14 protein-coding genes are annotated in these 19,328 nt (G+C 44.9%); 8 read left to right on the top strand and 6 right to left on the bottom strand.

Annotation, left to right across the window (positions count from 1 at the left end; translation table 11 throughout):
- Positions 1 to 68: 68 nt before the first annotated feature.
- From WA381_RS07795 to fusA, 5 genes are all read left to right on the top strand, one after another.
- On the top strand, positions 69 to 971 hold the full coding sequence (locus tag WA381_RS07795) for a transcriptional regulator GcvA (RefSeq protein ID WP_014949024.1): 903 nt from the start codon (positions 69 to 71) through the stop codon (positions 969 to 971).
- Between the two features lies 1 nt (position 972).
- Positions 973 to 1,665, top strand: coding sequence for an alpha/beta family hydrolase (locus WA381_RS07790; protein ID WP_156086193.1), 693 nt, complete (start codon positions 973 to 975; stop codon positions 1,663 to 1,665).
- 35 nt (positions 1,666 to 1,700) lie between these two features.
- Entirely contained in the window at positions 1,701 to 2,168 is a 468-nt protein-coding gene (locus tag WA381_RS07785; protein WP_156086194.1) for a DUF423 domain-containing protein, read from the top strand.
- Positions 2,161 to 3,258 carry a 23S rRNA (cytidine(2498)-2'-O)-methyltransferase RlmM gene (gene rlmM, locus WA381_RS07780; RefSeq protein ID WP_156086195.1) on the top strand — a complete coding sequence of 366 codons (1,098 nt, stop codon included), beginning with the start codon at positions 2,161 to 2,163 and terminating at the stop codon, positions 3,256 to 3,258. Before WA381_RS07785 ends, rlmM begins: the two co-directional genes overlap by 8 nt.
- A gap of 183 nt (positions 3,259 to 3,441) precedes the next feature.
- Complete coding sequence (fusA, locus tag WA381_RS07775; RefSeq protein WP_061485411.1) at positions 3,442 to 5,529, top strand: elongation factor G; 2,088 nt, start codon at positions 3,442 to 3,444, stop codon at positions 5,527 to 5,529.
- A gap of 113 nt (positions 5,530 to 5,642) precedes the next feature.
- Here the strand turns inward: fusA and cynS are convergent, their stop codons facing one another.
- From cynS to WA381_RS07745, 6 genes are all read right to left on the bottom strand, one after another.
- On the bottom strand, positions 5,643 to 6,092 hold the full coding sequence (gene cynS, locus WA381_RS07770; protein WP_014949029.1) for a cyanase: 450 nt from the start codon (positions 6,090 to 6,092) through the stop codon (positions 5,643 to 5,645).
- Positions 6,093 to 6,110: 18 nt separating this feature from the next.
- Positions 6,111 to 8,021 carry a protein kinase domain-containing protein gene (locus tag WA381_RS07765; protein WP_156086196.1) on the bottom strand — a complete coding sequence of 637 codons (1,911 nt, stop codon included), beginning with the start codon at positions 8,019 to 8,021 and terminating at the stop codon, positions 6,111 to 6,113.
- A 126-nt stretch (positions 8,022 to 8,147) separates the two neighbouring features.
- Positions 8,148 to 8,996, bottom strand: coding sequence for a formate/nitrite transporter family protein (locus WA381_RS07760; RefSeq protein ID WP_014949030.1), 849 nt, complete (start codon positions 8,994 to 8,996; stop codon positions 8,148 to 8,150).
- 440 nt (positions 8,997 to 9,436) lie between these two features.
- Entirely contained in the window at positions 9,437 to 11,503 is a 2,067-nt protein-coding gene (locus tag WA381_RS07755; protein WP_156086197.1) for a transglutaminase family protein, read from the bottom strand.
- Positions 11,500 to 12,633 carry a DUF58 domain-containing protein gene (locus WA381_RS07750; RefSeq protein ID WP_156086198.1) on the bottom strand — a complete coding sequence of 378 codons (1,134 nt, stop codon included), beginning with the start codon at positions 12,631 to 12,633 and terminating at the stop codon, positions 11,500 to 11,502. The genes WA381_RS07755 and WA381_RS07750 overlap by 4 nt, the downstream gene beginning before the upstream one ends.
- Before the next feature lie 36 nt (positions 12,634 to 12,669).
- Complete coding sequence (locus WA381_RS07745) at positions 12,670 to 13,617, bottom strand: AAA family ATPase (RefSeq protein ID WP_156086199.1); 948 nt, start codon at positions 13,615 to 13,617, stop codon at positions 12,670 to 12,672.
- Positions 13,618 to 14,116: 499 nt separating this feature from the next.
- On the opposite strand from WA381_RS07745, the gene seqA reads away from it, so the two are divergent.
- The 3 genes from seqA to WA381_RS07730 all read left to right on the top strand — a co-directional run bounded on the left by seqA (position 14,117) and on the right by WA381_RS07730 (position 19,298).
- Positions 14,117 to 14,902, top strand: a complete 786-nt coding sequence (gene seqA / locus WA381_RS07740; RefSeq protein ID WP_156086200.1) for a replication initiation negative regulator SeqA — start codon at positions 14,117 to 14,119, stop codon at positions 14,900 to 14,902.
- 47 nt (positions 14,903 to 14,949) lie between these two features.
- Positions 14,950 to 16,602 carry a phosphoglucomutase (alpha-D-glucose-1,6-bisphosphate-dependent) gene (gene pgm, locus WA381_RS07735; protein WP_061485424.1) on the top strand — a complete coding sequence of 551 codons (1,653 nt, stop codon included), beginning with the start codon at positions 14,950 to 14,952 and terminating at the stop codon, positions 16,600 to 16,602.
- Positions 16,603 to 16,820: 218 nt separating this feature from the next.
- Entirely contained in the window at positions 16,821 to 19,298 is a 2,478-nt protein-coding gene (locus WA381_RS07730) for a glycogen/starch/alpha-glucan phosphorylase (RefSeq protein ID WP_014949036.1), read from the top strand.
- The last annotated feature ends 30 nt before the right edge of the window (positions 19,299 to 19,328 follow it).

Raw genomic sequence — 19,328 nt, 5'->3', positions numbered from 1 at the left:
GTATGGGTTGTCATTAGAAAAACTAATGAATTTGTCATGCTTCGGTCACACTGGATTAAAAACGATATATGCATCGACGTTTACCCCCTCTCAACGCCTTGAAATCGTTTGAAGCGGCTGCTCGCCATTTGAGCTTTACTAAGGCTGCCGATGAGCTGTTTGTTACGCAAGCTGCCGTTAGCCACCAGATAAAAGCGCTTGAAGATTTCTTATCGATGAAGCTATTTCTTCGAAGAAATAGAACCCTGCTTCTAACCGAAGAAGGTCAAGCTTATTTTCTTGAGCTAAAAGATATCTTCAAAAACTTACAAGATGCGACAGAAAGGCTACTTGCGAAGGGCAGTAAAGGTGCTATCACGGTAGCGATGCCGCCCAGCTTTGCGAGCCAATGGCTGGTACCCCGTATTCATAAGTTTAGCTTGGCGCATCCAGACATCGACGTACGCATCAAGGCAGTTGATTTCGATGAAGGCTTCTTAGAAGACGATGTAGACGTTGCGATATATTACGGTAAAGGTCGTTGGGCTGGTCTTCAAGCCGACCAGCTACATCGAGAGTTTCTAACTCCGCTTTGCTCTCCAATGCTTTTTCAAGGCCCCAAACCTTTATCCAGCCTGTCTGACTTACGGCACCACGTGTTGCTTCACGACTTAAGCCGTACTGCATGGAAAAATTGGTTGAAGCATGTAGGTGTGGTTGGCGTAAACGTTAACCAAGGACCGGTTTTCAGTCACTCCATGCTAGTTTTGCAAGCCGCTGCACTCGGTCAAGGCATTGCGTTGGGTAACACGGTACTTGCAAGGCCGGAAATTGAAGCGGGAAGGCTAGTTATGCCGTTTGAAGAACGAGTGGAGAGTCGCGATGCGTTTTATCTCGTGTGTGAGGAATCACAGGCTGAACTCGGTAAGATTGCGGCATTTAGAGACTGGATCTTAGCGCTGGTCGAAGCTGAACAAGAGGACTTGTTGTAATATGACTAAGTTGAACACCATTGCTGAACAGCCTAGTTTTGACATTGAATTGCATGAAGCCGATAAGCCCTTAGCGTGTTTGATACTAGGCCATGGAGCCGGTGCCGGTAAGGAACATGAGTTCATGCAAGACATTGCGAAGGAACTTGTTGCTAGAGGTATATCAACCGTTCTTTTTAACTTTCCCTATATGCAAACCATAAAAGCTACCGGTAAGCGTAGGCCTCCCGATAAAGCCGATAAACTTATGTCACATTTTACTGCGGTGATTGAAACCTGCAGCAAAGATAACAAAGCCTTGCATAACTTGCCTGTGTTCATCGGTGGAAAGTCGATGGGCGGGCGTATGGCGACCATGGTGTACGAAGCGGTGAGCAATGTAAAAGGCGCGATAGCGCTGGGCTATCCGTTTCACCCTCCTGGTAAGCCAGAAAAAACACGAACCGAACATCTGCAAACGGCGTCTAAGCCTTTGCTTATTATTCAGGGTGAACGAGATACCTTTGGTACAAAGAGCGAAGTAGAGGATTACAAAAAGCGCAGCGTATTATCTACAGACATTGAATGCGCCTATTTAGACGACGGCGATCACAGTTTTAAGCCTCGCAAAGCAAGTGGCAAAACGCAGGAAGAACATATTGTTACCGCTGCCACGCTTACCGCTTCTTTTATTGAAGCCCATTTAAATAATTAATGGTTAATTAGAAATCAGAGCGAAAGACTAATTTAATGAAAACTGAAAAACTTAGGCTTGCCACCGTTGCTAAACCTTATCTTATTATTGGCGCATTGCTAGCGGGCCTTTCTGTCGTGCTAGGTGCGTTTGGCGCACATGGTTTAAAAAGCGTCTTAACTGCACAGCAGCTCAACACGTTTGAAATTGGCGTGCGTTATCAAATGTATCACGCATTAGCCTTGCTGATTTTGCCTGCGCTGTCAGGCGTTGTCTCATCGACGTGGGCAAATCGGGTAGCGTTTTGTTTCGTTACCGGTACGGTGTTGTTTAGTGGAAGTTTATACGCGCTAGGAATAAGCAGCATAAAATGGTTTGGGCCGATAACCCCTTTAGGGGGCATGTTCTTTATTATCGGTTGGGTGTTGTTAGTAATTGGGCTGATAAAAGGTCATGATTTAAACAAGCAACAAAAAGAAGAGCAGAACAAAACTCACCACATGCCGGGGGCAGGTAATGTCTAACACCAGTATTTTAGGTTATTGTCGACCTGGTTATGAAAACGATACGGCTAACGAGCTTACCTCTCGTTACGGTGAAGCCCAGTGTTATGGCTACCCAGTATCTAAGAAGAACAGTGGCTTTGTACTTTATCATTTATATGATGCCACGCAGCTTGAGCAAACCATTACCCAGTTTGCTGTTCACGACAGTATCTTCCCTCGTCAACTGGTGGCTGTTTTTGCCACGCTAAACGATATAGAGAAAGAGGACAGGGTAGGGCAAGTGCTCGAGGCTTTGAAAGAGGTAGAAAAACCATTTCAAATTTTTGGCGCCATAGACGTCGAATACCCAGATACAGAAGAAGGTAAAACCCTCGCAAAGTTCTGCCGGAAGTTTACGGTTCCTCTTCGCCAAGCCCTAAGAAAGGCGGGATGGCTCACCGCAAAGGAAAATTTAGGTAAACCAAAGCTACATATTTTCTTTGAGTCATTTGAGATTTGCCATATTGGCTATACATTACCCAGTCATGCTAGTGGCGATCACTTGGGTATTTGCCGGTTAAAGTTCCCAAGTGATGCGCCGAGCCGCTCGACGCTTAAACTTGAAGATGCTTTAGTGAATATGCTGAGCGACAAACAGCAGGCTAAGGTACTTCGAAGCGGTGGACGTGCCGTGGACCTAGGTGCATGCCCGGGTGGTTGGACATATCAGCTGGTGAAGCGCGGAATGTATGTTGAAGCTATCGACAATGGACTTGTAGCCGATAGTTTAATGAACACGGGCTTGGTTGAACATCACGCGGCAGACGGGTTTACCTATCGACCACAATTTGGTCGTGTAGATTTGCTGGTATGTGATATGATAGAGCAACCCGATAGGGTAGCTAAATTGATGGGTGATTGGTTAGTTAAGCACTGGGCAACGCACGCAATATTCAATTTAAAGTTACCTATGAAACAACGTTATGAAACTGTAGTTGAAGCCATGACGTTGCTAAGAGGCCGATTAAATGCCTTGGAAGATGCATTTGCGGTGAAGGTGAGGCATCTCTACCACGACAGAGATGAAGTTACAGTAACAATTGTTCGCACTTCAAAAGATGAGGTGTGATTTTGTTATTTTTCAAAAAAGTGTCATTAATTAATAAGTTGTTGATACTTAAAGAAAAGAATTAATGGTGGCGCGGATTTTAGCAAACGAATTTAAGGTTTATGCTAAAAAAGGTGTAAATCTGGTATAGAAATCCTTTATAATCCGGCCGTTTTTTTACTCTGAACCAATGAAAGTGAACTAATGTCAGACTTATCTCATTACAGAAACATTGGTATTTTCGCCCACGTAGACGCGGGTAAAACTACCACAACAGAACGTATCTTGAAGCTTACTGGTAAAATCCATAAAACTGGTGAGGTTCACGATGGTGAATCAACAACTGACTTCATGGAGCAGGAAGCTGAGCGTGGTATTACCATCCAGTCAGCGGCAACAACCTGTTTCTGGAAAGATCATCGCATGAACATCATCGATACTCCGGGACACGTTGACTTTACAGTTGAAGTATATCGTTCACTTAAAGTACTAGACGGCGGTATCGGTGTATTCTGTGGTTCTGGCGGTGTTGAGCCTCAGTCAGAAACTAACTGGCGTTATGCTAACGAATCAGAAGTTGCGCGTGTAATCTTCGTAAACAAACTAGACCGTATGGGTGCAGACTTTTACCGTGTAGTTGGCCAAGTTAAGAAAGTACTTGCTGCTAACCCACTAGTAATGACGCTTCCAATCGGTATCGAAGACGAGTTTACAGGTGTTGTTAACCTTCTAGATATGAAAGCGTACATCTGGGACGATTCAGGTCTTCCTGAAAACTACGAAGTTGTAGATATCCCAGCAGATATGGTTGATAAGGCTAACGAGTACCGTGAGCAACTAATCGAAACTGCTGTTGAGCAAGATGACGACCTAATGATGGCTTACATGGATGGTGAAGAGCCGTCTCTAGAAGACATCAAGCGTTGTATCCGTAAAGGTACTCGTGACCTAGCGTTCTTCCCAACATACTGTGGTTCTGCATTTAAGAACAAAGGTATTCAGCTAGTTCTTGACGCGGTTGTAGACTTCCTACCTTCTCCAACAGAAGTTGATCCACAAGATCTAACTGACGAAGAAACGGGTGAGCCTACTGGTGAAGTTGCAACAGTATCTGTTGACGAGCCGTTCCGTGCACTTGCGTTCAAAATCATGGACGACCGTTTCGGTGCCCTTACGTTTATCCGTATCTACTCTGGTAAGCTAAACAAAGGCGACACTATTCTTAACAGCGCAACGGGTAAAACTGAGCGTATCGGCCGTATGGTTGAGATGCACGCTGATGAACGTACTGAACTTACTTCAGCACAAGCAGGTGACATCCTAGCTGTTGTTGGTATGAAGAACGTTCAAACTGGTCACACACTATGTGATCCTAAGCACCCATGTACACTAGAGCCAATGATCTTCCCTGAGCCAGTAATCTCGATTGCTGTTAAGCCAAAAGACAAAGGCGCTAACGAAAAGATGTCTATCGCTATCGGTAAACTAGTAGCAGAAGACCCATCTTTCCAAGTTGAAACTGACGAAGATTCTGGCGAAACCATCCTTAAAGGTATGGGTGAGCTTCACCTAGATATCAAAGTAGACATCTTGAAGCGCACTTACGGCGTTGAGCTAGAAGTTGGTCAACCTCAAGTTGCTTACCGTGAAACTATCACACAAGCAGTTGAAGACAGCTACACGCACAAGAAGCAGTCTGGTGGTTCTGGTCAGTTCGGTAAGATTGATTACCGCATCCGTCCGGGCGAAACTAACTCTGGCTTCAAGTTCACATCTACTGTTGTGGGCGGTAACGTTCCTAAAGAATTCTTCCCTGCAATCGAAAAAGGTTTTGCAGGTATGATGGAAGTAGGTCCTCTAGCGGGCTACCCAGTACTAGACGTTGAAGTTGAGCTATTTGACGGTGGTTTCCACGCAGTTGACTCATCAGCAATCGCGTTCGAAATTGCAGCTAAAGGTGCATTCCGTCAGTCAATGCCAAAAGCAGGTCCTCAAATTCTTGAGCCTGTGATGAAAGTTGACGTGTTCAGCCCAGAAGACAACGTTGGTGACGTAATCGGAGACCTTAACCGTCGTCGTGGTATGATCAAAGACCAAGAAGCTGGCGCTACTGGCGTTCGCATCAAGGCTGACGTACCTCTATCTGAGATGTTTGGTTACATCGGTCACCTACGTACTATTACATCTGGTCGTGGTCAGTTCTCTATGGAATTCAGCCACTACTCAGCATGTCCTCAGAACGTAGCTGACAAAGTAATTGAAGAAGCGAAAGCGCGTAAAGCTGCTAAGTAATTAGCCTTTGCGAACGTAAGCTGACCTTGGGTTAGCTTACGCTTCAAGAAATACTAAAAAGCCGGTCGCATGACCGGCTTTTTTTATGTCGAGTGTCCCATCCTGAAATACGTTTAGTACATCTTATATGGCAGAAACTTACCTGACATAACTACGCTGACACGGTCACCTTTAGGATCGTTTTCGCGCTGTAAATCCATAGAAAAATCAATGGCACTCATGATGCCGTCGCCAAACTCTTCATGAATTAATTCCTTTAATGTAGTGCCATACACACTCACTAATTCATACCAGCGGTAAATAAGTGGGTCGGTAGGGACTTCTGTGGGTAACGAGCCTTTGTAAGGCACGATTTGAAGCCAGGCAATCGCTTCGTCGGTAAGCTCAAGTAACTCACCCACGGCTTCAGCTTGCTGTTTTGTCATGGCCATTTGTCCTAAGCAAGCTGCTGTACTCCATTCTTTTGATTGACCAACAACTTCGGCAATCTGGCTCCACTTTATGCCTTTTAAAATTTTGGCTGACTGGATCATGTCGGTAACTTGGGTTCTCGATGTAATCATTTACATTTCCTTAAAGGGTTAGTTAAACAAAATGAGCGTAACTAGATTGCTAAAAATAAGTGCCAGTATTAGCACCTTGTACACAAAAAGAGGGTGTCGTTTTACTAACGGCTCGTACGCCGTATGTTGTGATGGATTTGGGTAGCGAAGCGAAAAAAGAAACTCAGATAGTGAAGAAAATCGCTTATCAGGGTTCACATGCAAAGCACGTTTAAGGGCGCTATCAACCCAATTAGGTATTGGTCGATTAGGAGCCAATGCGGTTTGGTATTTTAACTTTTTCTGCTCGGCCAACGTGCGACAGTGAGCGAGCTTTGTGCCATAGGGGTAACGCCCGCACAAGAGATAGTAGGTGAGTACGGCTAAGGAGAACAGATCAGAGCGCTCTGTGCCAACATTTCCTAAAAAGTATTCAGGTGCGGAAAAAAGTGCAGCGCCAGGAATAGGTGTGTCACTATAGAGGCTTGGGGCATCGGCTAAGGCTGCTGAACCCAAATCTATAATTGTACAGTGCCCTTGTTCGCTAATAATAATATTGTCAGGGCGTATATCCCTATGAACAATGCCCTGACGGTGCATTGCCTGTAAACCTTTACCAACCTGCTCGATTATATTTCTAACTTGCTCTAATGGCGGCGTAGGATTATCAACAGCCCATTGAGCTAGCGTTTGACCTTGTACATATTCACTTACGCTGTAAAAAGCAGAAGGAGAGTACGGTAGACCCAAATCAGTAAACGTTGGGCTTTTAATAACGTGTGCCGAATTAATCCGTCTCGAAAACCAGCTCTCTATTAGGAACCCATTTACCATTTCTGGTGATAGGGTAAAGTCGGTAGCCGGCGTTTTTACAACCACAGGGCTGTTTGTCTGCGTAGCTTCACAAGACGAATTGGTGGCAATAAAAACATGGCTTCGGGCCGACGTATAAAGCTGTCGTTCTAGCTTCAGTCCATCAACATCATCACCCGTCTTAAAGTTTGCGGCAGCAGGCTCTTCGCATACATGTTCATCAGACTGCTGATTTGAGTAATGAATCGCAGCATCAGAAACCTCAGAATTGGTTATAATTTGGTCGCCCAACGGCCTGTTAAGTTCAGATGAATGAGGTGAAGTTGAAACGCCTGTATACAGTGGGTGTCTGTGATCGTCTAGGCCATCATGGCTAGCTACAAGAACCTTTACGAGAAGTAAGGTGAGGTTGTCATCGCTTCCTCTAGTAAATGCCTCATGTACTACCAACGCAGCTTGGTTTTCAGAAAGCGTATCGGCCTCACTGATTTTCATAAGAATGGTGGGTAGCGAAACAAACTCATAAACCCCGTCGCTACTTATCGAAAACGTGTTCGATGAGTTGAGGGTGAGTGTTGCGTGGTCGATATCTATATGTGCTTGAACGCCTAATGCTTTAGTAAGATAACTCTGCGAAGGCTCACTTTCCGATACTTGACGATGAGGTTTTGTGAGTAAGACAGGCGACTGTGCGTTCTTAGAAATAGCCTGAATTTGACAATCCCCCACATGAAATACATCCATGTGATTGCCTGTTACCACTGCCACTGTTAACGTGCACACATAACCTTTTTCTGGTGTATAGCAAAAGGGACTTCTTTGCGTACGTGTGTAAAGCAGCGCGTTTATCTCTTTAATAATGGTTTCAGCGCGCATCTTAACCGACCATTGTTCCGGCGCCATATTAAACAGTTTAATAAACTGACTGGTAGCAAAGTCGCTAGCAACTTGGCTAACCGTACTGCTACTTACACCGTCGGCGATAACAAAAACGCTGCTTTGATTTGGGTTATCAGAAACATGAAAAGCGTATGCATCTTGGTTTATCGCTTTAACGCCGGCTGTAGAAAATGCACTTACACTGAGCGTGTTAGCTGGAGGGTTAATTGGGGCGTTTAAAGCGGCTCGCTCATTCATGTTTAATTGCTTCTTACCTGCATATTTAATTATGAGCCCAATTAGTTATTTCCAAGGAAACGGATAACGCCATCATGACGTGTCTTGTAGGGACAAGGCATGATGGCTTTAAGATAAGCGCCTTAATTAAATAGGCAGTGTTTGCGATGCAGCGGCTTTATCAACAGGGATAGTACGTTTGGGTAGCGTCTTAACGTGGGTGGTGTACAAGGTTAGTCCAGTAAAGGCGAGGCCACCAACAAGATTTCCAAGTGCAGTTGGGATCTCGTTCCAAATGAAGTAGTCCATAACCGAGAAGTCGCCGCCCATAATAAGGCCAAATGGGAAAAGGAACATGTTTACTACTGAGTGCTCAAAACCCATAAAGAAGAACAGCATGATTGGCATCCACATGGCTAGTACTTTTCCGCTAACGTGGGTTGAAATCATTGCACCCACTACGCCTAGCGACACCATCCAGTTACACAACATGCCGCGAATAAAAATGGTGAACCAGCCTGCAACGCCGTGTTCTGCGTAGCCCAATGTACGAGCTTCGCCAATGCTGGCTACCTTAGTCGCGATGGCACCGCCATCCACGTTATACCCCATGGTAAAAATAAACGACATCATAAAGGCCACGGTTAATGCGCCACCAAAGTTACCTAAGAATACTAATCCCCAATTCCGTAGAATTTGTTTTGGCGTGACGCCAGGTCGCTGTGCAAGCCAAGCGAGCGGGGTAAGTACAAACACGCCGGTTAATAGGTCAAACCCCATAAGGTAGAGCATACAAAAGCCCACTGGGAATAACACTGCGCCAAGAAGAAATACGCCGGTTTGAACGGCAATGGTAACGGCAAAAACAGCGGCAAGGGCCAATATTGCACCTGCCATATAAGCGCGGATTAGAGTATCTCGTGTAGACATATAAATTTTGGCTTCGCCTGCATCTACCATCTTGGTTGCAAACTCAGCGGGGAGAAGATAAGCCATGGTTTCACCTCACGTTGTCGTTATTAATAAGTTGTCATCTGTGTGTTGGCGTTTACTGTTTCAATGCGTTCCAGAAGATCAAAAAAAGGCGTCCGCAGCGCTCTCGTAAGAAAGAACTGGGGACGCCTTTGTCCAAAACTCATGCATTGTGGTAGCTAACAAATAAACCGTCGGTTATGTGTACGCCTTTGTACTCTAAAGCCCGTTGGCAACTAATACTTGTATAAGCGCCTTCGTACTTTTGTTATCCATTTGTACAAAGCTAAAAAAGTGCCAATAACCAAAATGTACGTAAATGCGTTATTTATTGCTTTTAAAAACAATGCTTTGTATAAATTCATGGCTGTGTTGATAGACGCTTGCGCCAAGGCACTATTAATTAGTCTGCACTAAAAAGGGGGGAGTGTGAGTGTTTAAGGTGCAATCGGTTTAACCATTTCCTACTTTAATGCCTGTTTTAACATTTTTAACTGACGCTTCATGGTTGGATAAACTTTTGCCTCTTGTGTTCGGTGTGCGTATTTTTCGTGCTCAAATTGTTCACACAGAAGTGTTAGTGCCTTGGCAGCATCTTCGTTTATCAAAGGGTTAACTTCACTCATAAAGGCGGACAAGGTTTTATTCCCTCTTTCTTTTCCTGTTTTAGCTTCAACGCATTTTATTGCGTTTAGTAAAACTCTGTGTGAGGGCGACAGTGTGTTGCGATACGTTTTGGGTAAAAAATAAAGTGCTAAAATAAGCCCAATTAGACCAATGGCGGAAAGAAATACAACTCGCATTTTTTGCGGCGTTAGCGAGCCTAGTAATTCTTCAAGCATGTTGGTTTGCGCAGTATTGTCAAAGCCCAGTACCCATTTACTCCACGAGTAATCGAGCTGTTGAAACCAGCTTTGTAACGTTGCAAAAATAGCAGCGTTGCTAAGGTCGCCCAAAATACTGGCTTCACGAGACTCCCCAAGCTCTTCCAGCGCACGTTCAAGCCCGAAGGTTAAGCGTGACGGTGCCACCATACTCGTTGGGTCGTGTCGAATCCACACACCATCAATAAAAGCTTCCACCCACGCATGTGCATCGTACTGCCTTATTTGAAGCACATTGTCATTAAGTGCGCTTCCGCCCTGGTAGCCTGTCACCATTCTTGCCGGTACCCCTGCGGCGCGAAGCACATACACCATGGCGCCTGCGTAATGGGCACAAAAACCTGAGCGTTCTTCAAATAAAAAACGGTCGATGGGGTCGGTAGGCATGGCGTTCGGCGATAGGGTGTAGCGGAAGCCCCCTTGATTAAATTCACGCATTATTGCGCTAACTATTTGCTGTGCGCTTGAGTATTGTTTGGCAAGTCTCTGTCCCCACGCTCTGGCTTGAGGGTTGCCATTCATGGAAACCTGAAGGTTTAGTTGCGATTCAAAATTTCCTATTCCGCTAGTGATTTGAGCAGTTGGATAGTAGCGCAGATAAAACGCTTTTTTACTGGATATTGGGCTATTCGCCCTTAACGTAAAATCAAAAAGACTTCGTACGAAAATACTGTTCTCGCGGTTGTTGGGGGTCGAAGGCGCTAACGCAAACAGCCACGTTTGCTGTGTGGGTTCCACGATCAATTCATAACTTACCACTTGAGGCGTATTTTCCTCGGCCAGAGCTGACAAGGGTGTTGGCTTGCCCATGTAAGCTAGCTGCTGCTCTGCCTGTTTGCGCTTGTCGCTAATAGACCAGGTTTTCCCGTCAAAATGTTCTAAGGTCATAGCGCGCCAATACCTGGACGGTGCAACAGGAACTGCTTCTGTGTTTTCAAATGTGGCGCTGAAAGCCAATTCAGATGAACTTGCAAGTGACGCAATATCACCTGGCGTCACCGTGTCAGAAAGCCCGGTTTCAGTCGACTTTGACGTGGGCATCTGCCAAAGCGGAGGGAGTTGGGGAAGTAGTAAAAACAGTAGCAGCGCGATAGGGAAAGCTTGGACAATAAGCACGGTCACGAATTTAATGCTTTTTGATTTGGGTATTCCTGCACCGTGATAAATGGCAGTCGCGAATAGCAGCAGGGCCAGTATTCCTGTATAGCCAATCCACGCAAATACGCTTAGAGACGAGATAAATCCGCAGCCGATCAAGAACAAACAGGTACATACAATTAAGTGAAAATCACGTTTTTTCTCAACCAGCATGATTTTGAGCGCGCACGCGACGGTCAATAGGTTGATCATGCTATCAAGCAATCCTACTGAGAAGCCAAACCACGATAATGCGAACACTGCCAATATCGCCAGTAGATTAACCGTGCGTGATGTGGGCAAACTATTTAACGCACTAAGGCCTGCGGCCCTCACTATCACAGCACATCCACCTAGCATAATTACCCATGTCATAAGCGGCGCGGTGAGAGTAAAAAGAATAAGAGAGAAAGCTATGCAGAGCATAAGCACAGCCACGGACGTTGGTTGGCTAAACACGCTTTTAACAACGGTTAATTGCGTTAAACGGCTTAAGATAGCGGAGCTCATTTCGTTGACCTCGCTTTTTCATTCTTTATGGAAGATATTGAGACCGTTTTATTTGAGGTCGAAGAAGCTTGTGATGAATGCGAATTCAAACAAGCAAGCGCACTAAGACATTCGTGCCTATGTTTTACCCCGTGAGCAGGGGCAATGTTAAGCCCTTTGTACTGTATTCCAAATACCCGGTCTGCGCCTGTCCAAGACAATGTTGCATAGGTAAGTGCCGATACGGCAGTTTCCACATCTATGTTTGAGGGAACTGAAAGTACAAAACTGTCGCTTTGCAAGGAGGTAAAGGATTTCGAAACCCAATTTCCGTTTTTCGCCACATGCTTCCATGATACGCGATTAAGCGGCTGTCCAACTTCGTAATCGTTTAATGCGTAGAAGTCCTCGTTACTTGTAAGGTCGTTAACCTGACTGACGCTATCCGACTCATTAGAACTCGCTACCTTATTAACAGTGACCGGACCTTCTTGAGGTTTTGCATAGACAGTGACTTGTTGGTCAAAATCGAGGTGGGTCCAGCATTTGTATAATCCCAACGGAAAATCGCATGCAATGGTTAGTCTGCCCAGTGCAAATCGCCCCCGTACTGGTATTGGAAGAGGCACGCTGAGGGTTTGCGTTTGTCTTGTATCCGTAACTTCATTGTCGTTTAAAGAAAAGCTGTACGTCTGCTGATCCACTGAGGTATCTTGATTGCTTGCATTAACAGCGGTTTCCATGGGGCGTGCTGTATTTAGCCACTTTATTGCTAATACACCATTGCACGTTTTCGTTGGCGCTGCCGCGTGAGGGATAACCTGAAGCTGCAATTCACCCTGTAAGTTACAGTGAAATGGACTGGGGGGCGTCGCTTTAAGCGCTAAACGCGCAAAGTTTTGATGAGTGTAAAACAGCGTTAATAGCATAATGCTTAAGCACAAATAGCTAAGCAGCAACATCAAGTTGTTTTGGTAGTTAGTGCCAAGTAAAAACAAACACAGCGATAGAATAATAAAAGACCAACCGAATCCGCTCGGCAATATAAAAATACTGTTTACGTTGAGGTGATGTTCGTGAGAAGCCGGAACTCGCCTGTCTAACCACTTTAATAGCCTGCGTTGTAGGTAATTCGAAAGTGAAGCTGGCATTCTACGCACCTTTAGCGCTCCGAAAATTCATGAATGCTAGGCTGCCAGTGGGTCAATACTATCGAGTAATTTCTGGCTCAGTTTTTCACCGTCAAAAGCATGGGTTTGCTGCCCTTGTGCCAACTGATGTGAAGACAATGTTAGCCTATGAGCGGTAATGGCCACGAAGACGGCCTGTACATCTTCGGGAGTAACATATGATTTTCCGGTAACAAACGCCCAGGCTTTGGCACCTTGTAGTATCGCTCTACTCGCTCGTGGCGATAGGGGGTTAGGGTAATCATTACTTTCTCGACTTTCACTCACCAATCTTAGAATGTAATGAATAATGGCATCGCTGGTATGAATAGCGGCTACCTCTCGTTGCATTTCGCGCAAATTCTCCTCATTTAATATTTGTGCAAGCGGTGCTGATGCATCCTGTTGCAATAGCATGGCTTTTTCTGCCTCCCACGCTGGATAGCCCAAAGAGATACGCATAAAGAAACGGTCGAGTTGGGACTCTGGCAAGGGATAAGTGCCCGATTGATAGCTTGGGTTTTGTGTAGCAATAACAAAAAATGGAGAGGGTAGCGCGTGGGTTACACCATCTATACTTACTTGTCGCTCTTCCATCGCTTCTAACAGGGCGCTTTGTGTTTTGGGGCTGGCTCTGTTTAGCTCGTCCGCTAACACCACTTGGCTAAAAATAGGGCCGTGTCTAAACGAAAAGCGCTTTGCCTCGTCTTGTTCATTACTATGAAAAATGTTTACGCCCAGCATATCTGATGGGAGTAAGTCAGAAGTAAATTGAATGCGAGAATATTGTAGGCCAAAAACTTGGGAAAGCGCATGAGAAAGGGTGGTTTTACCCATTCCCGGTAAGTCTTCAATTAATAAGTGGCCATTGGCAAGTAAACAAGTTATTGCGAGTTTTAATTGGTGATCTTTACCAATAATTTTCTGACTAAGAGCCCGCTGTACGTTAATGATATCTTGGCGCATATGATTGTCACTTAAGTTTAAAGTTACTCTGTCACACTACGTATTAAACAGTGAGAAAGCGATTAAGGCTTTTCTAAGGATGTTGCGCAATGAAGTTTAAGTTCATGTCTGAGTTCATGTTCTAGTTTACATGTTTAGCGAACGGTAACGAGTGCCGACAATGCGGTGTTTCGAAGGTCACTACTTCTTAATAATAGCAACGATAGTGAAAGGCTTTCTATTGAATTACCTGTTAAATTTTATACGCAGGTATATCAGCGACTTGATGGTTCGTTGCGTTGTTTCTCCTATGTTCTTAATGTTGTTAAGGCGACGTCTATTTTTGAAAAAGTAAAAACGGCTTACATGGACTTTATCGACAGCAAATACGACGGGTTGGGAGCAGTAAAACGTCACTTTCTTATCTTATTAGCATAGATTCCCGCAAAACATCTGTTATTAAGTGCTGCGTAGTTTATCTGTGTTGTCTATAATGGTGCCTCTTAAAAAGGAAGTAGTTATGAAAAGCATTGAAATAGATGACGATTTATATGCCTTCATCGCCAGCCAAACGAAGCATATTGGTGAGAGTGCATCACAAATTTTAAGACGTTTACTTTTGCCTGAAGACGGTGCCGTGTCCCACGGTGTCCAGCATGGTGGGGCTTCATCTACATCTGTAAAAACAAGCGAACCAAAAAGTACAGACGTTGTAGAAACCGCAGATAACGCAAGTGAGTCAACACCCGAAGTTGAAACTCAAGTGGCGACTAAAACACCAGCCAAAGCACCCACCAAAGCGACAGCCAGTTCAGCAATTAAAGCAGCGCCAAAGGCTGCAGCGAAGAAAACTCCAGCTAAAGCAACGGCAGCAAAAGCGCCTGCGAGCTCAAGGGCAGCTAAAAAGGTTTCGGAAGTTTCTTCAGTAACGCCAGCAACAGAATCTCACTCGAAAAGAGATATTCTTGAAGCGGTGTCAAAAGATGCATTAGGCACATTTACCAAGCGCGTTGATCAATTCCTGTTTGTTTTAAGTGCAGCGCACAAGCTTAATGCAGAAAACTTTACTCGTGTTGAAAGTATAAAAGGTAAAAACCGTACGTACTTTGCGACAAGTAAGGCGGCATTGTTGGAAAACGGCAGCAGTACTAATCCTAAAGCTATCCCTGATAGCCCGTTCTGGGTGGTAACTAATAACAATACTGCCAAGAAAACGAATATGCTGGAACAAGTTTTGCGTAACTTAGGCTATCAACCTGATGTTATTGAAACCGTGATTGCGCGTTTCTCTTCAGAAGGTAAATAGCAAGCCAAGGTATAGAACAACGAAACTTCTAAATAAGGATTTTTTTCATGGCATTACATCCGCAGGCTGGACAGCATGCAGCAAAAGAGCAACTCATTAACGTAGCGCAGTTAGTGAGCCAGTATTACAGCTATAAACCGGATATGAATGACCCGGGTCAAGCGGTCTCTTTTGGCACGTCAGGTCACAGAGGTACAGCTTCCAACGCTACGTTTACCGATACCCACATCAGTGCAATTTGCCAAGCATTGGTAGAGTATCGTAAACAAGAAGGTATCGACGGTCCGCTGTTCGTTGGTAAAGATACCCACGCGTTATCTGAGCCTGCCATGATTACCGCTATCGAAGTTTTGTGTGCAAACGGTGTCAATGTTGTCGTGCAGCGCGCAGACAATGAAAGCATGGGCTATACGCCGACACCTGTTATTTCACGTACTATTATTCGCTACAATCGTGCAGGTAACACCGACAAGGCAGATGGTATCGTCATTACGCCTTCTCATAACCCTCCTTCAGACGGTGGATTTAAGTACAACCCGCCTCACGGTGGGCCTGCCGATAGTGATGTAACCAAACAAATTCAAGAACGCGCCAATGAATTAATTGCAGATGGCAATAAAAATGTTAAGCGCATTGATATTCGTCAAGCTACCGCGCGCAAATTGGTTCGTGAAGAAGACTTCATGGAACCTTATATTGAAGATCTTGCAAGCGTTATCGACATGGAAGCGATTGCAAAAGCTAACTTGAAGTTAGGTACTGACCCATTAGGTGGTGCAGGCATAGGTTATTGGTCGCGAATTGCAGATAAATATGGCTTGGACATTACCGTTGTTAACGACGCGGTTGACCCACAGTTTGGTTTTATGCGCCGCGACAAAGACGGTAAGCTTCGCATGGATTGTTCGTCTGCCTATGCGATGGCAGGGCTTATCGAGCTGAAAGATAACTTTGACTTAGCTTGGGGCAATGATCCTGATTTCGATCGTCACGGTATTGTGTGCAAAAGTGCGGGCCTAATGAACCCAAACCATTATTTGGCCGTGGCTATTAACTACCTTTATACTCACCGCCCAGAATGGCCTAGCGATTTAAATATCGGTAAAACACTGGTGTCTAGCAGTATGATTGATCGCGTAGCCAACAGCTTAGGTAAGCCTTTAGCTGAAATGCCGGTAGGCTTTAAATGGTTTGTTGATGGTTTATCAAACAGCACTATTGGTTTTGCGGGTGAAGAAAGTGCTGGTGGAATTTTCCTTGAACGCAATGGAAGCACGTGGGCGACAGACAAAGACGGCTTTATTCTTTGTTTGCTGGCAGCTGAAATCCTAGCCATCACAGGCAAAGATCCTGGCGAGCACTACAAAGCGCTAACGGAAAAATTTGCAGCGCCGGTTTACAGCCGTGTTGACGTGGCAGCAACCCTTGAACAAAAGCAAAAGCTTTCGGCGATGGATGCATCTGTCGTCACTAGCGATACGTTGGCGGGCGAGCCTATCACTGCCGTTCAAACCCATGCGCCAGGTAATAACGCGGCAATTGGTGGCGTTAAAGTATCGACAGAAAATGGCTGGTTCGCAGCGCGTCCTTCTGGCACCGAACAAATTTATAAAATCTATGCGGAAAGCTTTAACGGTGAAAGCCACTTACAGGATCTAATTGCTGAAGCCGAAGCCTTAGTCGGAAAAATAATTAAATAAGTACAAAAATAAATCACTTTAAATTATTTTTTGTAAATCAATTGTTAAAAATCGCATGAATGCATACGAATTCATGCGATTTTTTGTTATTTTAACAAAATTATTACAACATAATCGTTTAAGCGCTGCTATATTGCTGTCATATTCTGAAGTTATTCTGTAATTAAATTACGTTTTCGGTGTGTAAACACCGCTTCTACTTAAGAGTGAGACGCAAAATGAACGCAAAAGCGACCAAGACGCAACCCTCTCCAGTGATCGATAAGGCTGCATTCAAAGCAGCGGTTATTAAACACTTACACTGCACGCTAGGCACCGACGAAAACAAAGCAAACAATCACGCTTGGTGGAAAGCAACGTGCGCTGCAATTCAAGAACAAGTACTTGAAGGGTTGCGCAAAACCCAGAAAAGTCATTACCTGAACGACACCCGCGCCGTTCATTACTTTTCTGCTGAATTCCTAATGGGCCGTTTGCTTTCAAACAACCTGCAAAACTTTGGCTTATTCGATGTGGCTAGTGGCGCGTTGAAAGAGCTAGGTGTTGAAATTTCAGACATTCTTGAAGAAGAGCCTGATATGGCGCTAGGCAATGGTGGCCTTGGCCGACTAGCGGCTTGCTTCATCGACTCACTGGCGACAATGGAATTACCTGCAATAGGTTATGGTATTCATTACGAGCACGGTTTATTCCGCCAAGAAATTAAAAGCGGTGCGCAAATCGAGCGACCAGACAGCTGGCGTGACTACGGTAATCCATGGGAAATTTGCCGTCCAGAATCTATTCAAGAAGTATCGCTTTACGGCTATGTAGAGACTAAATATGGCGACAACGGACGAGTGCTGAAAGAATGGCACCCTGGCTCAATTGTAAAAGGTGTGCCGTGGGACATTCCGGTTGTAGGCTACGAAGGTAAAACCGTAAACGTATTGCGGTTGTGGCAGTCAGAAGCGTCTGACTACTTCAATTGGGACGTGTTCAATGCGGGTGGTTATGTTGATGCACAACGTGAAAATGTATCAGCTGAAACTATTTCAAAAGTACTTTATCCAAACGATGAGACCGAAGCGGGTAAAGAGCTTCGCCTTATTCAGCAGTACTTCTTCTGCTCGTGCTCGCTTAAAGACATTATCCGTCGTTACAAGCGTGCTCATGGTGACGATTGGAGCCGTTTCGCCGATCAGGTTGTTATTCAGCTAAACGACACGCACCCAGCTATTTCTATACCAGAGCTAATGCGCATTCTTGTTGACCGCGCAGAGCTTGGCTGGGATGAAGCGTGGGGGATTTGTACAAAAGTATTTGCATATACCAACCACACCTTGCTGCCAGAGGCACTTGAAAAGTGGCCTGCGCGCATGATTGAGAAGATCCTTCCTCGTCATCTAGAAATCATTTATGAAATTAACCACCGCTTTATGGCAGAGGTTGATAAGAAGTGGCCTGGCGACAATGCCATGAAAGCTAAGCTTTCAATCATTGAAGAAGGTAACGAGAAGATGGTTCGTATGGGCCACCTGTCGGTAATCGGTTCATTTGCCGTTAACGGTGTGGCAGAAATGCACTCTCGTCTTGTTAAGTCGTCTCTGTTCCCAGAGTTCGATGAACTGTATCCAGGTAAGCTAACTAACGTAACCAACGGTATTACACCACGCCGCTGGTTGAAAGCGTGTAACCCAGCGCTGTCTAAGCTAATCGATAAAAAGATTGGTGAAGACTGGCCGCGCGACTTAGACAAACTGCAAGGGTTAGCTAAATTTGCGAGCAATAAAACGTTTCAGAAGCAGTTCATGAAAGTGAAGCTTGAGAACAAAGAGTTGCTAGCAGAGGAAATTCGCAAGTCACTTGATATAGAAGTAGACGTTAACGCCATTTTCGATGTGCAGATTAAGCGTTTGCACGAGTATAAGCGTCAACACTTAGCGCTTCTGAATATTATGGCGCTGTACCGTCGTATTCTAGAAAACCCTGATTACGATATGCACCCGCGTGTATTTGTGTTTGGTGCTAAAGCGGCACCGGGCTACAAGCTTGCGAAAGATATTATCTTCGCTATTAACAAGGTAGCGGATAAGATCAACAACGATCCGCGCGTAAATAACAAGATTAAAGTAGCATTCTTACCAAACTACCGTGTATCACTCGCTGAAAAAATGATTCCAGCGGCAGACGTATCTGAGCAAATCAGTACGGCAGGTAAAGAGGCATCAGGAACCGGTAATATGAAGCTTGCGCTGAACGGTGCGGTAACTATTGGTACACTTGATGGTGCAAACGTTGAAATTGCTGAAGAAGTGGGCGATGACAACATCTTTATCTTCGGACTTACAGTAGAAGAAGTGAACGAGCTTAAAGCGAATGGCTATAACCCACATGACTACTACTATAAAGATCCAGAAATTAAAGCTGTGCTGGATTGGTTAGAAACGGATTACTTTACGCCAGGTAAACCAGGTGCATTGGTGTCAATTAAGCAAAGCTTACTTGATAACGGTGACCCGTACATGGTGCTTGCAGATTTCCGTGCTTATTCTGATGCACAAATTGCAGTTGATGCTGCATACCGCGACAAAGAGCGTTGGGCAGAAATGGCCATCATCAATACAGCGAAGATGGGTAAATTTACCTCAGATCGTTCAATTCGTGACTACGTAGAACGCGTTTGGAAACTTTCACCGTGTAAGATTGAAAGCTAATCGCAGAACCGTAAAGAAATAGCCCGGCAG

Source organism: Alteromonas sp. CH_MED4-4, assembly GCF_037029575.1.
Taxonomy (GTDB): domain Bacteria; phylum Pseudomonadota; class Gammaproteobacteria; order Enterobacterales; family Alteromonadaceae; genus Alteromonas; species Alteromonas macleodii.
This window is presented reverse-complemented; position numbering and strand designations above follow the sequence as displayed.